The sequence below is a fragment of the Peribacillus saganii genome (assembly GCF_003429095.1).
GTDB classification, from domain to species: Bacteria; Bacillota; Bacilli; order Bacillales; family DSM-1321; genus Peribacillus; species Peribacillus saganii.
Window position 1 is genome coordinate 51,835 of the sequence record NZ_QVTE01000004.1, and the last position, 20,385, is coordinate 72,219.

At 37.5% G+C, this 20,385-nt stretch carries 20 protein-coding genes and 1 pseudogene; 14 read left to right on the forward strand and 7 right to left on the reverse strand.

What is annotated here, in order from left to right:
* The first annotated feature begins 254 nt into the window (after positions 1-254).
* Complete coding sequence (locus tag D0469_RS01650; protein WP_117324921.1) at positions 255-1,802, forward strand: bifunctional GNAT family N-acetyltransferase/carbon-nitrogen hydrolase family protein; 1,548 nt, start codon at positions 255-257, stop codon at positions 1,800-1,802.
* A gap of 124 nt (positions 1,803-1,926) precedes the next feature.
* Complete coding sequence (locus tag D0469_RS01655; RefSeq protein WP_117324922.1) at positions 1,927-3,657, forward strand: phospho-sugar mutase; 1,731 nt, start codon at positions 1,927-1,929, stop codon at positions 3,655-3,657.
* 566 nt (positions 3,658-4,223) lie between these two features.
* Here D0469_RS01655 and D0469_RS01660 read toward each other — a convergent pair.
* Positions 4,224-4,463 (reverse strand): YhdB family protein, encoded by a 240-nt coding sequence (locus tag D0469_RS01660; protein WP_117324923.1) that lies wholly within the window; start codon positions 4,461-4,463, stop codon positions 4,224-4,226.
* 181 nt (positions 4,464-4,644) lie between these two features.
* On the opposite strand from D0469_RS01660, the gene D0469_RS01665 reads away from it, so the two are divergent.
* Positions 4,645-4,971 (forward strand): DUF3889 domain-containing protein, encoded by a 327-nt coding sequence (locus D0469_RS01665; RefSeq protein WP_117324924.1) that lies wholly within the window; start codon positions 4,645-4,647, stop codon positions 4,969-4,971.
* 262 nt (positions 4,972-5,233) lie between these two features.
* A pseudogene (locus D0469_RS01670) lies at positions 5,234-6,037 on the forward strand (SpoVR family protein); the annotation flags it as partial.
* Between the two features lie 82 nt (positions 6,038-6,119).
* Here D0469_RS01670 and D0469_RS01675 read toward each other — a convergent pair.
* Entirely contained in the window at positions 6,120-7,601 is a 1,482-nt protein-coding gene (locus D0469_RS01675) for a recombinase family protein (protein ID WP_117324926.1), read from the reverse strand.
* A 113-nt stretch (positions 7,602-7,714) separates the two neighbouring features.
* Here D0469_RS01675 and D0469_RS01680 point away from each other — a divergent pair, with 113 nt between their 5' ends.
* From D0469_RS01680 to D0469_RS01690, 4 genes are all read left to right on the forward strand, one after another.
* The gene (locus tag D0469_RS01680) at positions 7,715-7,930 is read left to right on the forward strand and encodes a hypothetical protein (RefSeq protein WP_117324927.1); all 216 of its coding nucleotides are present in this window, start codon (positions 7,715-7,717) and stop codon (positions 7,928-7,930) included.
* Between the two features lie 111 nt (positions 7,931-8,041).
* Complete coding sequence (locus D0469_RS20915; protein ID WP_158553323.1) at positions 8,042-8,197, forward strand: hypothetical protein; 156 nt, start codon at positions 8,042-8,044, stop codon at positions 8,195-8,197.
* A complete protein-coding gene (locus tag D0469_RS01685; RefSeq protein ID WP_117324928.1) occupies positions 8,194-9,657 on the forward strand; it encodes a recombinase family protein in 1,464 nt (487 codons plus the stop codon). The genes D0469_RS20915 and D0469_RS01685 overlap by 4 nt, the downstream gene beginning before the upstream one ends.
* The gene (locus tag D0469_RS01690; protein ID WP_117324929.1) at positions 9,632-11,230 is read left to right on the forward strand and encodes a recombinase family protein; all 1,599 of its coding nucleotides are present in this window, start codon (positions 9,632-9,634) and stop codon (positions 11,228-11,230) included. Before D0469_RS01685 ends, D0469_RS01690 begins: the two co-directional genes overlap by 26 nt.
* A 298-nt stretch (positions 11,231-11,528) precedes the next feature.
* Here D0469_RS01690 and D0469_RS01695 read toward each other — a convergent pair whose 3' ends face one another.
* The gene (locus D0469_RS01695; RefSeq protein ID WP_117324930.1) at positions 11,529-12,131 is read right to left on the reverse strand and encodes a dienelactone hydrolase family protein; all 603 of its coding nucleotides are present in this window, start codon (positions 12,129-12,131) and stop codon (positions 11,529-11,531) included.
* A gap of 80 nt (positions 12,132-12,211) precedes the next feature.
* Between D0469_RS01695 and D0469_RS22215 the strand changes: the two genes are divergently transcribed.
* The 3 genes from D0469_RS22215 to D0469_RS01710 all read left to right on the forward strand — a co-directional run bounded on the left by D0469_RS22215 (position 12,212) and on the right by D0469_RS01710 (position 15,962).
* Positions 12,212-12,514: a hypothetical protein gene (locus tag D0469_RS22215; protein WP_456107151.1), complete on the forward strand. Its 303-nt coding sequence runs from the start codon at positions 12,212-12,214 to the stop codon at positions 12,512-12,514.
* Positions 12,515-12,727: 213 nt separating this feature from the next.
* Positions 12,728-14,083: a TrkH family potassium uptake protein gene (locus D0469_RS01705; protein ID WP_117324931.1), complete on the forward strand. Its 1,356-nt coding sequence runs from the start codon at positions 12,728-12,730 to the stop codon at positions 14,081-14,083.
* An 859-nt stretch (positions 14,084-14,942) separates the two neighbouring features.
* Entirely contained in the window at positions 14,943-15,962 is a 1,020-nt protein-coding gene (locus D0469_RS01710) for a MerR family transcriptional regulator (protein ID WP_117324932.1), read from the forward strand.
* Here D0469_RS01710 and D0469_RS01715 read toward each other — a convergent pair whose 3' ends face one another.
* Complete coding sequence (locus D0469_RS01715; protein WP_117324933.1) at positions 15,963-16,328, reverse strand: hypothetical protein; 366 nt, start codon at positions 16,326-16,328, stop codon at positions 15,963-15,965.
* 127 nt (positions 16,329-16,455) lie between these two features.
* Complete coding sequence (locus D0469_RS01720; protein WP_117324934.1) at positions 16,456-16,785, reverse strand: helix-turn-helix domain-containing protein; 330 nt, start codon at positions 16,783-16,785, stop codon at positions 16,456-16,458.
* 248 nt (positions 16,786-17,033) lie between these two features.
* Here D0469_RS01720 and D0469_RS01725 point away from each other — a divergent pair, with 248 nt between their 5' ends.
* A complete protein-coding gene (locus D0469_RS01725; RefSeq protein ID WP_117324935.1) occupies positions 17,034-17,720 on the forward strand; it encodes a restriction endonuclease in 687 nt (228 codons plus the stop codon).
* Positions 17,721-17,785: 65 nt separating this feature from the next.
* Positions 17,786-18,793: a ParB N-terminal domain-containing protein gene (locus D0469_RS01730; protein WP_158553324.1), complete on the forward strand. Its 1,008-nt coding sequence runs from the start codon at positions 17,786-17,788 to the stop codon at positions 18,791-18,793.
* Between the two features lie 257 nt (positions 18,794-19,050).
* Here the strand turns inward: D0469_RS01730 and D0469_RS01735 are convergent, their stop codons facing one another.
* Together D0469_RS01735 and D0469_RS01740 are read right to left on the reverse strand one after the other, a co-directional pair.
* Entirely contained in the window at positions 19,051-19,329 is a 279-nt protein-coding gene (locus D0469_RS01735) for a hypothetical protein (protein WP_117324937.1), read from the reverse strand.
* Between the two features lie 127 nt (positions 19,330-19,456).
* On the reverse strand, positions 19,457-19,798 hold the full coding sequence (locus tag D0469_RS01740) for a YolD-like family protein (RefSeq protein ID WP_117324938.1): 342 nt from the start codon (positions 19,796-19,798) through the stop codon (positions 19,457-19,459).
* Positions 19,799-19,932: 134 nt separating this feature from the next.
* On the opposite strand from D0469_RS01740, the gene D0469_RS01745 reads away from it, so the two are divergent.
* Positions 19,933-20,385: hypothetical protein (locus D0469_RS01745; RefSeq protein ID WP_142919145.1), on the forward strand; the 453-nt coding region annotated here is incomplete at its 3' end.

Consider the following 20,385-nt stretch of genomic DNA (forward strand, 5'->3'; position numbering starts at 1 on the left):
ACCTTAGCCGTTCTTCATTTATCAGGGCGCTTCCGCTTTTCCTGTTAGCAGTTTCACTTAATTGTAATAATAAAAATAAAATATTTCAATTTGAAAATATGCATCCCTGCAGAATACGTGAAGCAAAAAAACCATGAATGGGAAGTGAAAAGAAGAAAGAACATACTTTGCGGGGGACGAGGTCCGTTTCCTTTTTACTTCTAACGGGTAAAATAAAAAGATTTCTTTTATATAGACAAGGAGATGCCACACGGATGAATAAGCTGGATTTGCAAAAGTTTGAGAAAAAGATGGAAATAAGAAAAATGGAGTATAAAGACATAGATGAAATCATTGCCCTTCAGGCGGTTTGTTTTCCCGGGATGGAGCCTTGGAGGAGGGACCAGCTGGAGAGCCATTTAGACATTTTTCCGGAGGGGCAATTTTGCGCTGAATATGACGGACAAATAATTGGGTCCTGCTCAAGTTTAATTATTAATTTCGATGAGTACGATGACCGTCATTCTTGGGATGATATTACGGATGAGGGATATATCACAAATCACAATCCGGATGGATACAATATGTATGGGATTGAGGTTATGGTACATCCGGATTACCGCAGAATGAAAATTGGCCACCGTCTATATGAAGCCCGGAAAGAGCTCGCTCGTCAGCTGAATCTAAAGAGCATCATCATTGGAGGGAGAATTCCCAACTACCATAAATATGCTGATGAAATGACACCAAGGGAATATGTTGCGGAGGTACAGCTTCATAAAATTTATGATCCAGTGCTGTCGTTTCAGCTGTTGAATGGTTTTACACTAATGAGAATCAACCGGAATTACCTTCCGGATGATAAGCAATCAAACAAATATGCCACTCTTATGGAATGGAATAATGTTGAATATCACCCGCAGTCAAATCGCTTCTATAAAACTTCCCAGCCGGTCCGGATATGTGTAGTTCAGTATATGATGAGGCAAATTAACTCATTTGAAGATTTTGCACATCAGGTTGAATACTTTGTGGATGTAGCATCCGATGCCCATGCTGATTTTGCCGTGTTCCCAGAGCTGTTCACGACACAATTAATGTCCTTTTTGAATGAGCGTGCCCCAAGCCTGGCAATAAGAAGGCTAACCGAGTTTACCGAACAATATATTGAACTGTTCACAACGCTGGCAGTCCGATATAATGTCAATATCATTGGCGGCTCGCATGTAGTCATGGAGGAAGATGACAATATCTATAATATTGCTTACCTATTTCGTCGGGATGGCACGATCGAAAAGCAGTATAAAATCCATATCACGCCAAATGAACGGAAATGGTGGGGAGTGAGCCGGGGGGATTTGGTAAAGGTGTTCGATACAGACTGCGGCAGAATTGCGATTCAAATCTGTTATGACATTGAATTTCCTGAGCTTGCGCGGATTGCGACCGAACTGGGAGCCAAGATCATTTTTACCCCTTTCTGTACGGAAGACCGGCAAGGTTATTTAAGAGTCAGGTACTGTGCCCAGGCGCGGGCAGTTGAAAACCAGATTTATACCGTTATATCCGGAACAGTAGGCAACCTGCCGCAGACGGATAATATGGATGTCCAATATGCCCAGTCAGCAATTTTTGCCCCTTCTGACTTTGAATATGCCCGAGATGGCATAGTCGGTGAAACCAATCCAAATATCGAAATGGTGCTGATTGGTGATGTTGACCTTGAGGTGCTCAGGCGTCAGCGCCAATCAGGTACTGTTCGTCAGCTAAAGGACCGCCGGCAAGATGTTTACAAAATTAAATATACCCTCGGAACTAAATAAGATAAAAGGATCTGCTTATTGCCTTTCTGGCAAGATGTAGATCCTTTTTGAAGGGTTTTACGGCCTTCGTATAGAAATAGACATTATACATGCATCAGGTTTACATAAGAATGGAGATGAGAGAATGGATTGGAAGCAGACTTTTACGGTGTGGGATAAACACCCAACCCTTGACACTGAAATCAGGGGATTAATGGATGAAATGAAAGAGGATGAAAAAAGCCTTGAGGATGCATTTTATAAGAATCTGGAATTTGGAACGGGCGGAATGCGCGGCGAAATAGGCGCTGGTACAAACCGGATGAATATCTATACAGTAAGAAAAGCAACAGAAGGGTTAGCGCGCTATATTGAATCGTTTGGAGAGGAAGCAAAGGCACGCGGTACGGTGATTGCTTTTGATTCAAGAAGGAAATCTCCGGAATTTGCTATGGAAGCAGCAAAGACATTGGCATCCCGCGGGATCAAGGTTTTTCTTTTTGATGAATTGAGACCCACACCTGAGCTATCCTTTGCCGTCCGTTTTTTGGGAGCATATGCGGGGATTGTGATTACTGCAAGCCATAATCCGCCAGAATACAACGGGTATAAAGTTTACGGCAATGATGGAGGACAGCTTCCCCCCGAAGCAGCTGACACGGTTATTGAATTTGTAAATGCCGTACAAAATGAATTATTAATTAATGTAGAGAATGAAGAAACTTTAAAGGCACAGGGTTTGATTCAAATAGTTGGAGAAGAGATTGACACTGCATATAATTCAAAGTTATTAACAATTTCAGAAAATCCGGATATGGCAGCAGAAACGGATGTAAAGGTTGTATTTACACCTTTGCACGGCACCGCAAATAAATCAGTCCGCCGTGCGCTTCGTGATCTTGGATACCACAACATATCCGTTGTAAAAGAACAGGAGCTTCCGGATCCGGAGTTCTCCACTGTCGCTTCACCCAATCCTGAAGAGCATGCGGCATTTGAATTAGCCATCAAGCAGGGGGTGAAAGAAAATGCTGATATTCTCATTGCAACAGATCCTGATGCAGACCGGCTCGGAATTGCTGTGAAAAATAAACAAGGTGAATATGTAGTCTTAACCGGTAACCAAACGGGGGCGCTATTCCTTGATTATTTATTGGGGCAAAGACAGCAAAAAGGAAAACTTCCTGCCAATGGTGCAGTCCTAAAAACGATTGTAACATCGGAAATTGGAAGGGAGATTGCTTCGCGATATGGACTTGAAACCATCGATGTACTGACTGGTTTCAAGTTTATTGCGGAAAAAATCAATGAATTCGAAAAAACCGGAAAACATACATTTTTATTCGGGTATGAAGAAAGCTATGGCTACTTAATCAGCGATTTTGCAAGGGATAAAGACGCCATCCAGGCTTCCGTAATGGCGGTCGAAATCTGCGGTTATTACAAAAAGCAAGGCATGACTTTATTTGAGGGTTTGCTACAGGTTTTTGAAAAGTATGGATATTACAAGGAAGGACTCCGCTCGCTGACTTTAAAAGGGATTTCCGGTGCACAGCAAATCCAGGATATCCTGTTACATTTCCGGACCAGTCCTCCACAGCAAATTGCAGGCAGAAAAATCGTTGCGATAGAAGATTATCAGAGCAGTTCCAAACATTTGCTGCTTGAAAACCTTCAAGAGGAGATTCTCCTGCCACGGTCGAACGTGCTTAAATATTTTCTTGAGGATGGAACATGGTGCTGCCTCCGCCCATCAGGCACTGAGCCGAAAATAAAATTTTATTTTGGAGTACAGGGCAAAACAGAAAGAGAAGCGGATGAGAATCTTACGCAGGTAACTGATGGGTTCATGGAGATTATTAACACAATAATATAAACAAGGGTGCTCCTTCAATTGATGAAGGGGTACCTTTTTATGTGGAAGCAACGGTCTCATTATAGCCAAACAGCTAATTTTTAAGGTTATAGCTGACCTAGGAACCCCAGGTTTAAAGTATTTTTGTCATTTAGAAATCACCTGTGTAATCGTTCATGTGTCCTTGATATATTGAATAAAAATCCGACATGTAATTTAAAGTTATCTTGTTGTTCAAATTTACTAACAAGGAGGTGAAATACATGGAATATGGTCAAATTTCATTGGACTGCTAACTGGATTTATTGCATTATTCTTTGTTACTAAAATTTTGGGCAAAACAGAAACTGGAGCAAAAAGGGATAAAAAAATAGAAGACGTATTACGGAGTAGGTGGACGGCAAAGAGCTTTTTATTGGAAATTAGCATAACAAATGGCCCAATCGGGCCATTTGTTATTTGACAGCCATATGGCTGAATTTCTTTGTCCGCTAATCAGTCTTGCCGCTAGGAATTAAAGCCATCCCATTAACTTTATTCCCATATTAGTGAATACCCGTTTATGAATTGTAAAAACTAACATATGGTTATCCGTGAAGGCGTATATCCTGGAACGTCATTTCAGTCGCATGGTCAATATAACGAAGCAGCGCATACAAATGGCTTTCGATTACCTTATAATCATGCTCGAAATGATAAGCGTGCAGGAAGTGCTCAATTTTTCTGGATAAGAAATCATCCTTTGTTCGAACCATTAAAATCAGCAGGTTATCCCATTCTGAGCGATGTGTATAATACAACGCGCGGTCATATTCTGCTTTATCCAATTTATCTCCTCCTTTTAAAGGAGTACTTTTAGTTTGTTCAAAAAGCCAAGAACCTTCCTATGCAAAATGTGGAGTATTAACTGTATTTTATGAAGATCAATATGGAAACGAAACTGTGAGGATTCCAGGAATAAAAAATGGGAACCCATCGCATTCTAAGGAAAAAGTGAGGTGTATATATATGAAGAAATTAATGTCTATTCTTTGCATGGTAATGTTTCTGGGTCAGGGTTCGGCATTTGCTCAACAACCGGACTACGAAAAGTACGGCAAAATAGCTATTACTGTTGTACAGGCCGATTATCCAGAGGCTAATGTAACCGACTATCAATATTTGGGCAGAAAAGATCTCGGAAACGGCCAAGTAAGTGATTCTTTTTTATTTAAAGTGTCCCAAGATGGAAAAGAACGTGATGTCGTGGTTACTGTTAATCATAGCCTTACCAACAATAGGCTATTAAATTTGAAAGTAGAAGAAAAGTCTCCTTCACAATCAACACCTCGCTAATAGAGCGAGGTTTTTATTTAGAAAAGAAATATAACTTTTCTAACAAGTACAGATGTCTAGCTCCAGCGCCCAGCAACTTTTTTTCCGTAGGAAATAAAGCCCCGACGCACACGACGTGTTAGTGCCGGCGTCGCCACACGGAGTGGAGGTCTTAGCCGTTATTCCTCTGCAGCGCTTTCGCATTTCTTAATTATCGGGCAAAATGTACGTCATTTTCCGTACCTTGTATCATACATTGTGGTAAGGGAAAGGGGAAATGCATATGAAAAAATCGGAACAAAAAGCCCTTGAATACGCGATATCAGAAATTACCGAAATCGCGAAGGGGTTTGGGCTGGATTTTTACCCAATGCGTTATGAAATATGCCCGTCTGAAATTATTTATACATTTGGTGCCTATGGAATGCCCACAAGATTTTCCCATTGGAGCTTTGGGAAACAGTTTCATAAAATGAAGCTTCATTATGATCTTGGCTTAAGCAAAATTTACGAGCTCGTAATCAACTCAGACCCGTGCTATGCCTTTTTGCTCGACTCCAATTCACTTATTCAGAACAAACTGATTGTTGCCCATGTTCTGGCTCATTGTGACTTTTTCAAAAATAATGTTCGTTTCCAGAATACGAAACGGGATATGGTTGAAAGCATGGCGGCTACAGCTGACCGGATTCGTATGTACGAAATTAAATATGGCAAAAAAAAGGTTGAGCATTTCCTTGATGCAGTCCTGGCAATTGAGGAACATATCGATCCGTCATTGGTTCGGCCAAAGCTATCATGGAGCAGGGAGGATGTGGAGGAGGAAGAGGAGCAAAAGCCTGCCTCATCACCGTACGATGACTTATGGGGATTGGATCAGAAGAACGCGAATACACTTCAGCCACGAAGGGTTAAAAAGGTATTCCCGCCGCAGCCGGAAAAGGATATCTTACTTTTCATTGAACAGTACAGCCGTGAGCTGGAAGAATGGCAGCGCGATATCTTGACTATGATGCGTGAGGAAATGCTCTATTTTTGGCCGCAGCTGGAAACAAAAATCATGAACGAAGGCTGTCCTTCCTTTTTTATTAGGATACACATCGAATCAAAAAGAGCATCGATTTATAAATCAATGCTCTTTTTGATTGGATCAATACATTATTAATGATTCATGAATTATGAGCGTCTTGTTTAAAGACTCGAAATACAAAAAGCAATTTTTGATCTTCTGTTGGTACTATCTTTTCAAATATCTCGTTTAAGAAGGTTTTCACTGTTTTAGTGGGAAGTGTATCTATTGCCTGCAACACTGTCTGGATAAGAGTTTTTATTTCTTCTTCAATTTCTCGAATCCCTTTCTGTGGAGAATCCTCTATGGAAAGGACATTTGTTAGTATGTCCAACCGCTCCTTTTCCTTTTTCAATTCTTCCAAGGAAATCAATCCCGCCGTATAAGCTTCTACTTTTCTTTCATAGCGTTTTTTTCCTGTATGAAGCTTCTGGTTGTTGGTTGAAAGAGATTGCTTTGTGACTTTTATTGGTTTAATGGTAAAGTCCTCAACTGGAAGATCGAAGAATAATTCCTCTAATCCCTTTTTAAACAGATCATGCATCTCCTCCATCCGATATTGTTTGCCTGTACAAGTCCCTTTATTTTTATATGTAGAACATCGGTAAGCCTTATAGGGATTTGTTCTTGACCCAGAGGTACTGACACTCATTCCTGATCCGCATTTTGGACATTTCAGTATCCCGCTCAAAAGATGGGGGCTGGAATGTGCACGAGATGGCAAGGACTTACTTTCAAGTTTTTCCTGAACTAAATCCCAAACTTTGGGTTCAATGATGGCTTCATGTGTTCCTTCTTGTATCACCCATTCCTCCATATCCTTTTTAGGTCTCTTTTTTTGGCTGCCTTCTATTCGATTCCATACCGTTGTTCCCTTATAAGCGGGATTCGAGAGGATGAGTTTAATGGTTCGGTTCCACCACTCTTTTCCAGTAGGGGAAGATATGCCTTCTTCGTTAAGTGCTTTTGCGATGGTTAAAAAACCTTTTCGCTCATGTAAATACATATCATATATCCTCTTCACCACTTTGGCAGTTTCGGGTTTGATGTGTAGTTCCTTTTTAACCAATTCATATCCGTAGGGAGCTGAAGTTAACCATTTCCCTTTATTCGCCGCATGGAACATGTTATCAACAACGCGTTCACGGATACGTTCCCGCTCAAATTCTGCGACCGCACCCAATACTTGCAACGTTAGCCTTCCTGACGGGGTATTTGTATCGAAGCTCTCGCTAATCGATATGAATGAGACTTCTTGGTTTTGAAATATCTCAATCAATTCTAATAGGTTTAAAAGTCTTCTGCTCAGGCGATCTAGTTTGGTCACAATCACTTTGGAGATGTTATTGTCTCGAACTTCCTGCAATAGGGAGGTGAGTTTCGGTCGTTCCAGATTCTTCGCGGAAAACCCCTCGTCAATGAAATAACGAATTTCATTCTTCCATCCCATTGCCTGACAGTAGGACTCAAGACGATGCTGCTGTTCTTCTAAAGACAGTCCCTCACGTGCCTGTTCATCGGTTGACACACGGCAATAAATGGCGATGTCCCGTGAATCGATTTCACCGTATTTCAAAACCATACAACAGATGCCTCCAATACTCTTTGTCCATTTATATGTAATAAACGGCTCAATATGAACTTTTAGGGTTGTGGTTCCTCTTCTTGCATAAGTTGTAAAAAGGGGGTTTTACCATGAATCCAGGAATTAAATTCAGTTTTAAGGGAAAAGTGTTCCGCCAAATTAATGAATTGCCTAATGAGGAAGCGCTTGTGCTCCAGCAAAGACTCATTGATTGGAGAAAGAAAGTAATGCAATCTGCAACTGAACATTACCTGGCAAGCAACTATTCAAATGAGCAATTACAGGTAGTCTGGGCACCAGAAAAAAAAGAGATTGATGTAACTTAATTTGTTCATTAATATAAACAACTATTCATTTAAATGAATAATCTCTACTTTTTTGGAAATGATAAGCATATCAGGTTAAGTAAGATAATTGATATGAGGAAGGTGAATGTAATGGGAAGGAAGAAAAAAGAGATTCCCACCTTGCAACTTGATTCCGTTCAAATTGTGTACAAGCCAGAGTTTAAAAAGGAATGGCTAAATCTTTGCGCGGATTGGGTCGAGCAGGAGGTAAGAAAGAAAATAAGGGAGGCTGAACTAGACATTTGAAAAACACAGTCATTTATGCAAGGCAATCGCTGGATAAAGATAAACAGAAAAATTCAACGAATGTACAGAAAACTGTCTGTGTTGAATATGCCCATCATAATGACTGGATCGTTCATAAGTTTTATAACGAAGGCGAAAAATCAGCTCGGATAAACAGCATTGAGGAACGACCAGTGATATCTAAATTGATGTATGATGCTGAGCAGGGCGAAATATCAAGACTTATCGTTTACAAAAGAGACAGGTTGGCTCGTAATGTCCAACAATATTTGCAAATTATACGGCGGTTGTTGGATGCCAAGGTAGAGATTCATTTCGCCGCGGACAATGAACCGCCGTTGCAAACTGGACCAACTGGAGAATTTGTGGAGATCCTTCTTGCTGGGTTAGCACAACAAGAAGGGGAAAATATTCACCGAAGACAAATGCAAACAAGAGTTTATTTAGCTAAAAATGGAGACTGGTGCGGCGGCAGCCCTCCTTATGGGTACACGTCAAGTGAAGGGACGATCAAAATTGTTAGGGAGAAAGCGGAAGTTGTCAAAATCATCTTTCAAGAATTTATCGCTTGCTGGAGCGAAGAAAAAAACATTACCGAAATAATAAAGGCTATGAAAGAACATCCTGAGCTCAAGGAAGTAAACTTCGGTAAGGAGAGGATTTTAAAGATTATATCTCAGCCTCTCTATAAGGGGGTACTCATTCAACGACTCCAAGGAGTAGACTACCAAGCTCCAAACATCAAGACAGAATTGCGCATTTGGGATGACGATGAAATATGGAATGAAGCAAACAGGCGTCTAAAAATCACCTGTCCAGACATGGAATGGTTGGAAGTGAAGGAGCCGTACCAAGCTCTGTTAGAGCAGAAAATAAAATGCGGAATGTGCCAACAAAAACTTAATGACATGAAGATATTGAAAAGACAGAAGGTGTATTACAAGTGTCCAGATTGCACTAATAGAGTGCCCATTGTTGAATTTGATCAACTCGTTATTGATGCCATACTAAATCATTTAAAAAAAATGGCTCAGTCCCATGTAGAAGAAGTAAAAAAAGTGTTACAAAACCGTTTTTTACATCTCCCGTCTAAGAAAAAGAAACAACTGGAAGATGGCAAGTTGAAATTGGAGCAAGACTTAAAGAAGAAGATGAAACAACTAACAACAGACTCATCAGCCATTCACTCCATTCAAAATCTGGTAAGGGAGTATAAAGATAAATTTGCCGAGCATGAATCTTTACTGAATCAATGCTACCACTTGGAGCAGGCAATCCAGAATATAACACATTTTGAAAACTTGGATAAACTCACGTTCGAGCATTTCAGTTATGATGATAAACTCGGCATTCTAAACCTGCTAGAGTGGGTAGTGTGCGGTGAATCCACCGTATATCTTCGATACAACGATAAGAAGGAGAAGGGGGACAAGGATGGACGAGAAAATGAATCCACGTGAAATGATTCAAAAGGTTAAAAAGCCCGCTTTTTACGGGCGCGTTTCCACGGACTTACAGGATCAAAAACGACAGGACAGCATAGTGAAGAATTATGCTGCCAATCAGGGAATCGAGATAAACGAAGATATGGAATTTATCGACGAAATTTCGGCTTATCGCGTCCCCCATCAAAAAAGAAAACAGTTTCAGGAATTATTTAAAGCAGTCAAAAGAGACGAAGTGGATGGTATTATTGTTTCAGATATTGATCGGCTTTCCCGTCAAACGTTGGAACACTTTGACCTGCGAAAAGAATTCGATAGGTTAAATATTCCTGTATTTATTGCATCAAAAGGGGAACTGTATTCCAAATACGATGTGGAAAATTTAATAAGACATCTTGTTGAAGACGGAATGACGAAGCTTGAATCGGACAACAATTCAACACGGACACGGGATACATTGAAAACCATCCGTGAAAAAGGAAAGTATTCAGGCGGGAGGATTCCTTATGGATACAGACCCGTTAAAAAAACTGAGAATAAAAATGGAAAAGAAATTCAAATAGTGTGCGGATTCATACCAGTTGATGATGAAATAGCGGTAATCAAACGTATTTTCCAACTGTATCAAGGAAAAGAAACGCTAACAAGCCTCGCCAAAATGCTGTCCATCGAGCGTCCACACGAAAAATGGCAAACCAAAAAAGTTAGATTTATTGTGACAAACCCATTCTACACAGGTTTTTTTGTGTATAACCGAACGCCAGGCAAAAAAGGTGGTTACAGCTTAAATCCCATGGAGGAATGGGAATGGGTAAAATGCGATTGGGTACCAGACCCGCCGATTTCTAAGGAACAGTGGTTGTTATGTTGGCGGAAATATGAGGAGTCAAAGACATTAGGTCCTCAGCATTTTTGTACTTCTTTTAGTTTTAACGATGTTCTGTTTTGCCATTGTGGTAAAGAGATGAAAGGGAAAGATCAGCGCACGAAATCAAAGAAAACCCCTGGAAAACAGGACGGTTACCGCTATTACATTTGTGCATGCGGTCAAAAAGTATTAGAAGAATGCTTGCATCAACAATTTTTGGTCTTTTACCATACCCTTCCTAATTCCTTCAATTCACTGTTCGAGGAAGTTGAAAAACGGTTCAGAAATGAGTTGAAACAAAACAGCAGCCAATGTTCTCGGTGGCAAGTGGAGTTAACAGAAGAACGAGAATCCCTGCATCAATTAATCTTATACAAAAGAAAAATTGAAAAAGAAAATGTGTATTTGGAGGAAGCGAAAGATGAAGTTGAGGTTGCATGGCTGATTTCTAAAAATCACTCGGAAGATACAATTATCGAATTAGAAAAGAACATTGAGAATCAAATGGAGTACATTAAAAATTTGCAGAGGATTTTGGCTGATAGAAGGGTGCTTGAACAGTTTATTCATAACAGTTTAAATGGTATCACACAACAATCGAGGTTTCTAAGGGCGTTGGTGTTGCTTATGGTGAAAGATTGTAAATTAGTCAGTGAGGATCGAATATCATTTTCGTTTTATGCTATGCCTGATCAAATTCTTACCCTATCCCCAAAATGAATGTATTCTCAGGAAGAGCCTTATAGGCTCTTAATTTTTTTAAATATCACTTTTCTTTATTTAGCTCTTGGACCGATTCAATTAAGAAAAATTCAACAAAGGACGAATGATGAGATTTTCTCAACTGACAAAACCAATCAGAACTCTGATTGGTTTTGTCAGTCTGTCGAGAAACTTGATTGAAATGTATACGAGTGTATAAAACTGAAAATAGAGTTTTGGAGGATTCAAAATTGATAATGCTGAAAACTTGCTTTTCTTTGTTGAACTAACGATTCCCATTAGCTGAATATTTGAATTAGATTAATGAATGTTTCAGAAAAAAGTTTACCATCTCGTTAAATGTTTTATCTGCTGATTCTCTATTATGCTTAGAGGAGTACGGGTCAGTAAATCCATGTTGTCCTCTACATTTATGTATCTCGACATTCTTTTTATCTAAAGTTGAAATTAACTGGTCAATAGTAAATGATTTTTCTTCTTGTGGAAAGAACAGCAGTGCAGGACACTGAGGTGATATTTCTACATAATCCCTAATGCGTGAACCATAGTATCCAACGATTCCATCAACACGTTTTTCCTCACTACACAACCAAGCAACCGTTGCTCCTACACTAAACCCGACAACAAATACCTTTTGATATTCATTTTTAATATCTGATATCAAATCTCTAATTTTATGTAAAGCATTAATAAAACCTATATTCTCCATAAAATTACGATAAGCAATTTCCTCTTGAGAATAATCAAAAGGTGCTTTTTGTTCTAATAAATTAGGGCAAATGACATCAAAATCATATGCCGATAATGACTGACAAATATCCTTCAAATGCTGGTTAATACCATAGATTTCATGAATTACAATGATTGCAGTATCGGAATTTTTCTGTTTGTTAATCATTTCCACCTCCCCCGATTATCTACTCTCATTATACAATTAATACTAAACTCTATCTTTGCTTCTTTCGTTGAACCGAACGCATTCTAAAACAAGGGAAAAGTAGTACAGGAACACAACGCTGGCAATGTAAAACTTGCAAGAAAAAGACAACTCTAACACCAAATCGCAAACAATCCATCACTTACAATCAAAAGCGGAGCGATGTTCTTCACATGTTTACAAAATTGCTTTTGAGCCGAACTCCTATTACAAGAACTTGTGAAATTCTCGAAGTTGGACGAGAGACCTATTACGGCAAATTAGAATTTATTTATCGAAGATGTATGGAGTTTTGGGAACGTCACGAGGACAAACCACTTAATTCTTGGGTTTTGCTTTTTTAACATTTGGGCTGAATAACTACTTTTCGGACAGCCTCCCTGTTAAACTATCGCACCCGTTTGTTTAAGTACCATTCTTCACAATCAAAACTGTCTCAAATATAACTAAAAAGTGCGTTAACCAATCCCTCGTCATCAACACACCATTATTTGAAAATAGAATGTAAAAAGAATAAGATGAAAACAAAAGTAAATTGTAGTCTTTAGGAGAAAAATATGACTTTTTTTAATCACATAAAAAGATTAAAGACAATAAATCTACATCCTGCCCATATTCTAGTTCTAGGTTTTCTGGTCTTAATCTTTATAGGTACTTGCCTATTTATGATTCCAGCAGCAACAAAAGACAGGCATCACCTTAGCTTAATTGATGCCTTGTTTGAAGCCACTTCGGCAGTATGTGTAACAGGATTAGCCGTTGTTGATACAGGGACCACCTTTACTTTATTTGGTCAAATTATCCTATTAGCCCTTATTCAACTGGGTGGCTGGGGATTTATGACCAGTGGAATACTGATGTTTATCATACTTGGGAAAAAGATCGGCTTAAAACAAAGACTGTTACTTCAAGAATCGTTAAACACATTCTCACTACAAGGAATTATACGATTGGTTCAACGACTTATTATCATCACGTTAATAGTGGAAGCCCTTGGGGCAATCGCCTTGGCTATCCGTTGGTCCCAGGAAATGAGTTGGGGTCAAGCCCTATATTACGGAATATTCCATTCTATTTCTGCTTTTAATAATGCTGGGTTTGGTCTTGAAGCGGATAGTTTAAGTAAATGGGTTGGTGATCCCACTATAAATATCATCATAACCTCATTATTTATTCTTGGCGGTATAGGCTTTTTTGTGGTTGCCGATATATTCGAAAAGAGGAATTTGAGAAAGGTCTCTCTTCACACTAAGATAACGTTAAGTTTTACTTTGGTTATCAATATAGTTAGTACACTTATCATATTTGGTTTGGAATATGATAATCCCGTTACTCTAGGAAGTTTGGGGACGACCGATAAGTGGTGGGCTGCTTATTTCCAGGGAGTTGTTCCTCGTACTGCTGGTTTTAATTCAATTGATATTAGTCAAATGACATTAAGTTCTCAAGTTTATATGATGGGGTTAATGTTTATAGGTGCAGGGTCGGGTTCAGTAGCAGGTGGAATCAAAGTAACAACATTTGCTCTCTTGTTACTGGCTCTTTGGTCTGTCGTTACTAACAAAGAAGATATAAATATCTTTAAACGCAGAGTTCCTAAGACACTTGTATTTAGAGCGCTATCCATTGCTGTTTCTGGAGTTATTTTTATTTTCTTGATCTTCTTTTTACTGACAATAACAGAAAAAGGAGCAGAAATGTCTAAAGTACTATTTGAAACAGTCTCAGCTTTTGGAACAGTCGGAATGAGTGCTGGATTAACAATGGAATTAAGTCCTATGGGGCGGATTTTAATTACAGTAATGATGTTTATCGGAAGAGTAGGTCCTTTAACAATGGCTTTTGCACTAGCCATCCACGCAAATAATAAAGCGAAGATTCGTTATGCTGAGGAAAAAATATTAATTGGCTAAAAAGCACTGGTCCAACCAGTGCTTTTTTAAATAACTACTAGTTCCTTGTTTGGCTAACCTGCCCCATTAGTTAAATAAGAAAAGCACTGAATTGGGCAGCTGGATCTTCAACAAAAGTACCCGTTAACCATCCATCCTTACAGCATTAATCTAATCACTGACTCAACAACTGAGAAGAGCCTTATAGGCTCTTTTTTTCTATTATTTGTCAGTTTACATAAGTAGTTAAATTGAAATATTCTTACCTTTTTGATTGGACAAGGTGTTTTTATAATTACACCATTCGACAAAATAAAATGAACATTAAGAAATACCTAGTATTTTTATGTTATGAGATTTTATATTATTTTACATTTCTTTATTTTATATTTCCTTATTTCTCGGCTGTTTGTTCGGCTTCATTTTATAGCTCGGTGGGGGATTCCAAAAAGGATCCTTTTTGGAATTCTCCACCGAGCTATATATAGCAAGGAAGGACAAGCCCTTACTGTCCCATAGGGATTTGTTGTTTTTTGTAATATTTTGTATTTTTAGATAAAAAATTGTATTTTAATTCTCGGCAGAATAAGACAAAACTCTTTATTTTCTCGGTTATTCATGACATTACTCTAATAACATTACTTTTGTGATTTTGCTTATGTAAAATTACATAGCTAATGTTACATAAGCAATCTTAGGCTTATAAAATTACCTGCCTAACTTTTGCTTGATAATCTTACTTTTGTAATCTTACTTTGTTAAACTTACAACTCTCACTTTATAAACTTATAGATAAGATGTAAAAATGATGGAAGCATGAATATATGTCTCTGGTTACCTCATATAATGTTTGATGAAAGTAATGTAGGGGGCTTGGATAATGGGGAGATATTTAAATGTACATGAGGCTTTAAGGATATTAAACGAACATTACGTGACCCATTCTATCCAAACGGTGACTCGCTGGATTAGGGAAGGGAAGATCATTGCAGAGCGTACAGAAAATAGAAAGGACGGCTGGAGAATTGATGAGGATGACCTTTATGAATTTATAACCGATGTTCATCCAGGTGCTGTGCAGCTGATTCAGTATTATAAAGAAACAAACAAAATAGTTGAGTTAGGCGAAATACCGCATAAAGAGATCAAAGGGACAATACAACCGTTAATCGAGAAGCAGGCAATGCACGAACCTTCTCAGCTTGAGGACAAAATAAAAGCGAATGAAAAGAAAATCCAGCATCTAGAGACCAAGTTGGAAAACGTTGTGAAAAATCTAGAACTGGGAAATAAGCAGTGGCAACAAACAGATAAAAAGTTCAACGAAAGCATTGGTGAATTAATACTTATGTTTCAGAACTTTTCAAAAGAGATAAATGAAAAAATCGATAAAGTAAGTGCTTTACAATCGAATTCTGACCCTGGCGTTTTAGCAAAAAAATTCAATAAATCATGGGAAGTATTTAGTAACGACATCTTTGAATATGAAGGGTTTGATGAATATAGGGATTATGAAAGTGAAATAAAAGAGTATTATCACCGAATATACAAGGACGATAAAATAATAGAGGCGTGCATAGTTGAAGAAGGGAAAAAAGTAGAATGTCCGATAACGGGAGAAAAAGCAGGAAATCCCAAAACGTTATTTAAAAAGAGTATACCGAAGTACCTGAAGCAGATAGGAAAATTAATTGATATTCAAGAGGGTGAGGAAGAGGGGGAAGGTGACCCAACGGAGAGTGATCCCCCTGAAGGAGAAGGGGTCGAACCTAAAACAAAAAATGGTCAACCACATGATGATTCTGTTGAAGCATCAGCACACGATGACCGATTAGGCGAGGAAAACAACGACCATTTAACAACAGGACAGACAGTAGATTCCTTTTCGAGGACTGTTTAATCAGTTCCTAAAAAACCACACGTACTTAGCTTCTTTATACATGTATAGGTTTCCAGCCCATTTTTGGGGGATTTTTTTTGATCTGTAATATGTTTGATAATAGGAACTTAATAATAGCCAAGGGTTCACATGGTTCATTATTTTCCAGTAGTGTGATGATGGAACTGGAAACGCATTTCGATATTTGATATTCCCAGGTGACAAAAAGTAATAAATCTCCAAGGGTTTTTCCCAATCGATTTCATGGATGTCGCCTTTAAAGAAGAGTGTTCCCTCCTTCTTATACTTATTTAGGTTTCCCTTCAGCTTAAGCACCTGATTTTCGTCCAGCTTTATTAACATTTCTTTCAGAGACATTGGCTTCAAAAGTATCCTCCTTCTTGGTTTATGTATCTTAGTCTAGCCAAAAAAAAAACCATTTATTCATTCAAGTGAACAAATTGTTCACTTGAATGAATAAATGGCGCGATCCCGCATACAATGCTTGAGAAGGTTACTTTGAACGAGCTTTAAACCATTCGATACTGTTCTCAATGTTCTGGATAAGAAACTCAGCATAGATCGGGTCTTTTTTCTCAAGCTCTGCGACATTTTGTTCTATTCTTCTAAAACGTTGGGAAAACGAAGAATCGGTCTCAACTGGCAAGATTTTTAATTCTTCTTGAATTTTCTCCAACACATCCAACTTAATGGTTTCTGATTTTCCTGTCTCCAAATTGCTTAAATACCCAGCTGACACATGTAGTTCTTTAGCAAATTCATTTAATCCTTTTCCTTTTTGCGTTCTTAATTGCCGAATTTGTTGACCTAAATGTTGCAGCATCTATTTTTACCTCCATAGCAAAAAGCACTTATTCTATTATTCTATGTCGATCGGGGATGTCCTATAACTGAATTACTTATTCGTAATTAAGTGGGAAAATACCTTTATGAGTTGAAAAAATATCTCTTCATTTAATGAACGTGAGAATAAACCTATCCATGTTTGTTGTATTGCTTGTCCTATAAAACTCAAAGAATAACCTCTTGTCTTAGAGAATAAGTAATAGGAAGGACAAGGGGGGATATAGTATGGGTAGGAGGAGGTACAGTAAAAGAACTTCCAGAACAATATCCAAGGTTGAATGGGTTGTTGTAATAGGAATCATACTCTACGCACTGTCAAAAAAACTGTTACAAGCGATCCACCAGTTAGTCTTAAATATACAGTATAAAATCCAGTCATTAACGATCATGGATTGGTTACTCATCTTAGCAATTATAGTCATGCTAATACTTATTATAAATGTACTCTCAAATTTGAAGAATACTAAGCTAAAAAAGGAACAGGAAGAAATTAAAGAAAGAAGAGCTGCTGAAACCAGAATGAGGGTGCTTAAAGACTCAGAATATCAAAAGTTAATCTCAATGAGACCATATGACTTTGAAAAGTATGTAGCTGATCTGTTTACTCTTATGGGTTACGAGGCAGAGTTGACTCCTTATTCTGGAGACGGAGGAAAAGATATTATTCTGAAAAAAGATAATGAAATATCTTTGGTAGAATGTAAAAGGTACAATGAGAATAATAAAGTATCACGCCCTGAAATTCAAAAGTTTCATAGTGCAATTGTAGATATGAATGCAGTAGAAGGATTCTTTGTTACAACTGGATACTTCACACAACCAGCTATGAATTATTCAATTAATAAGCCTATAAAATTAATCAATCTTCCAAGATTAATTGAACTCATTGAGGAATCAAAAAGGAATAAATGATGTAATAGGACAAATAATCCATTGCATATATTTCGGTAAAATTACGGGATAGTGAGGTGTATGCATTGGAAATTTCTATTGAAAAAATAAAATGTGACATTCGCGGCAGAACAAATAAGGATGTAACTGAGCTATACAACAGTTTAATGACTTATGGACAGTTAGATCCGATACTAGTTGAAGGACCAGATAAAAATGGAGATTATTACTTGATTCATGGATACCGAAGATTCTTAGCGTTATCCAATGAAATGAATAAATTTAAAAAAGTGAAATGTACAGTCAATAGTGAGGTTACTTCTACGGAAAGAAGAAATGCTCTTAGACTTATTTTAATTTCTAATGGTAAGAAAACCACGGGTTTAGATGAACAACTTGTTTATGAAGAACTGGAAAATTTCACTGATCGTGAGTACTTATTTCCTAAAAATAAAAAAAGAAGAATGAAAAAGGGGAATGAGGTTCCACAGGACATCAGAATTGAATACGAAAAGAAAAGAAGGAGTCAGGATGCTTTAGCTTTAATCTATGGTCTGGAAGAAATGGGAAGTTACAAGGATAATTTATTGAGGTGTCTAAAAAATGGTGAAATTACAACTATTCATGGCGATGCAATTAAAAGGATAGTAAACCACCCTATGTATAACCACCTTGATAAGAAACAGAAAATTGGAGTAATTGAAAAGGCAAGAAAATCAGCCAAGTTTACTGAAAATGAAGCAGGCTTTATTATCTTTGAACAAATAATGAAAAATAGTCCTCAAAAAGAAAATTTGAATAATTGGATAGAATATATTTGTGATGAGATTGAAAGGGTATCAGAACTGATTCATAAAGACCTTGAATATATGTCCTCGGACCTTCATAAAAGAAAACTAAAAAAATCAATAGACCAGTTAAATGATAAATTAAATTGGGTATGTGGACAAAATTCAGAATCCAAAAGTAATAATCAGATACGGGCTGTAAAAATTAAAACAAAACCTGAAAAACCTCAAAAGAACAAAGCAAGTAAGCATGTTATCGTTACAGAAAAGAGAGATGGAAACAAATTGACCTTCTACTTTAGTTGAAATATTATTAAGAATTTATTGTCCTTTATAATGCTTAAGTATTGATTAACAGTGTTTTTTTAGTATGCAAATTTCAACACTTTCGGCGTTTTAGCTTTTGGAGAGCTGAGTCTTATAGTTTGACTAGAGTTGCTGGGAAACTGGAAACTTTTTCAAATCTAATAAAATTCAATGATGTTGGATTTAGACCTCACCTAGGCTCTCCCGCTCGCTCCAGAAGAAGCTTGGCGTTTGTTAAAAAGCGGTGATAAAATAAATTAAATCATTTTTTCATCGTTATAATAGATTTCAAACTGTTTGTCTGCGACCGATACATCAAACAACAGACGAAAACCTTTAGTTTCACCATTAATAAAGGGAATGATAGCGACAAAATTAGCTGAAAGGGTTCTAAGTTGTTTATCAAAAAAACTGATTTCTTCTCCTTCTTTTAAATCAAATTGTATAAGCATTGCGTGCATTTCTTTCGGACTGTTGAAAGTAACTTCTCGAAACACTTCGTCAGTAATACGGTCAATAAACTCTAACTTAAACAAAAAAACACCTCCTATCAACAATAATAACGTTCTTGAAAGGTGTTTTTTCGTATGTATTATGAAAAGTTTATGAAATATCTAACACTATGCGCCGTTGTGAAAAAGCAGCTATCCACAAAAACTTCTTTTAAGCTTCCACTACTTCTATTCCGATAATCTCGCTAAAATATATTTTTTTCATGCTTTCGTCATCTAATTCTAAAAATATTCTTTTACTAAGTTCATCGAGCCTATGTATGAAACCTTTATACTCCTTAATAAATCCTGCGTTCCAAACCTGGATTTTTATTTGGTATGTAAATTCCATTGCTAAACAGATTTTTTGTTCTAACTCTTCAATCTGATACTCGTCTAGAACAGGCTTATCAATCCTGTGATAATCCGTCTTCATGGCTCGTAGCAAAGAAACATGTTCTGGCATGAAAAATGCCGATTGCCATTTAAGTTTACCTCGGTCTCTGATACTCATAAATAATTCCTCCTTTCACCTACTTACTTATTATAGAACAAGTGTTCTTATATTGTGTTATATAAAAAATATATTGATTTCACATACTGGGTTATTTAGAATTTACATAAGATGGAAAATTAAGGTGGGAGTATATGACTACAATGTTCTTTTTAATTGGTGCAGTATGTTTTGTTGTTTTCATTTTCAGGTACATAAGAGAATCACGCGAACGCAAGCCAATGTTAATTAACATGTTATTTATAATGGCGGCTTTATTGCTCTTATTTATTGGAACCTTACAGCTTCAGCGTACGAATACTGACGAAGGAAACAAGAAAGACGCCATCATTACGGAAAATATAGAAAAAATTGAAGCGCTTTCGGATCAGAAGGCTGAAATCGAATCAAAAATGGAAGAAACGGTGAGAACGCTAAAAGAAGACATGGCTAAATTAGAGGAAAGTAAAACAGCTGATGTAGAAAGCGCCATAAAAAAGGCGAAAGAAGAAATGGACAAACAGTATCAAGCAAATGTAAAAGTTGCTGTGGATGAGGCGGTTGTATTTGTCAATATTAATTTGAGCCAGCGTGATCACTTCAAAAGT

What these genes read in the sequence shown, in the direction of transcription:
- D0469_RS01695 (WP_117324930.1), bottom strand. Translation starts at nt 12,131, where the DNA reads ATGATTAACAAACAGAAAAATTCCGATACTGCAATCATTGTAATTCAT.
- D0469_RS01675 (WP_117324926.1), bottom strand. Translation starts at nt 7,601, where the DNA reads ATGGTTTTGAAATACGGTGAAATCGATTCACGGGACATCGCCATTTAT.
- D0469_RS01740 (WP_117324938.1), bottom strand. Translation starts at nt 19,798, where the DNA reads ATGAGTATCAGAGACCGAGGTAAACTTAAATGGCAATCGGCATTTTTC.
- D0469_RS01650 (WP_117324921.1), top strand. Translation starts at nt 255, where the DNA reads ATGAATAAGCTGGATTTGCAAAAGTTTGAGAAAAAGATGGAAATAAGA.
- D0469_RS01690 (WP_117324929.1), top strand. Translation starts at nt 9,632, where the DNA reads ATGGACGAGAAAATGAATCCACGTGAAATGATTCAAAAGGTTAAAAAG.
- D0469_RS01720 (WP_117324934.1), bottom strand. Translation starts at nt 16,785, where the DNA reads ATGCTGCAACATTTAGGTCAACAAATTCGGCAATTAAGAACGCAAAAA.
- D0469_RS20915 (WP_158553323.1), top strand. Translation starts at nt 8,042, where the DNA reads ATGGGAAGGAAGAAAAAAGAGATTCCCACCTTGCAACTTGATTCCGTT.
- D0469_RS01725 (WP_117324935.1), top strand. Translation starts at nt 17,034, where the DNA reads ATGGGTAGGAGGAGGTACAGTAAAAGAACTTCCAGAACAATATCCAAG.
- D0469_RS01665 (WP_117324924.1), top strand. Translation starts at nt 4,645, where the DNA reads ATGAAGAAATTAATGTCTATTCTTTGCATGGTAATGTTTCTGGGTCAG.
- D0469_RS01680 (WP_117324927.1), top strand. Translation starts at nt 7,715, where the DNA reads ATGAATCCAGGAATTAAATTCAGTTTTAAGGGAAAAGTGTTCCGCCAA.
- D0469_RS01655 (WP_117324922.1), top strand. Translation starts at nt 1,927, where the DNA reads ATGGATTGGAAGCAGACTTTTACGGTGTGGGATAAACACCCAACCCTT.
- D0469_RS01705 (WP_117324931.1), top strand. Translation starts at nt 12,728, where the DNA reads ATGACTTTTTTTAATCACATAAAAAGATTAAAGACAATAAATCTACAT.
- D0469_RS01710 (WP_117324932.1), top strand. Translation starts at nt 14,943, where the DNA reads ATGGGGAGATATTTAAATGTACATGAGGCTTTAAGGATATTAAACGAA.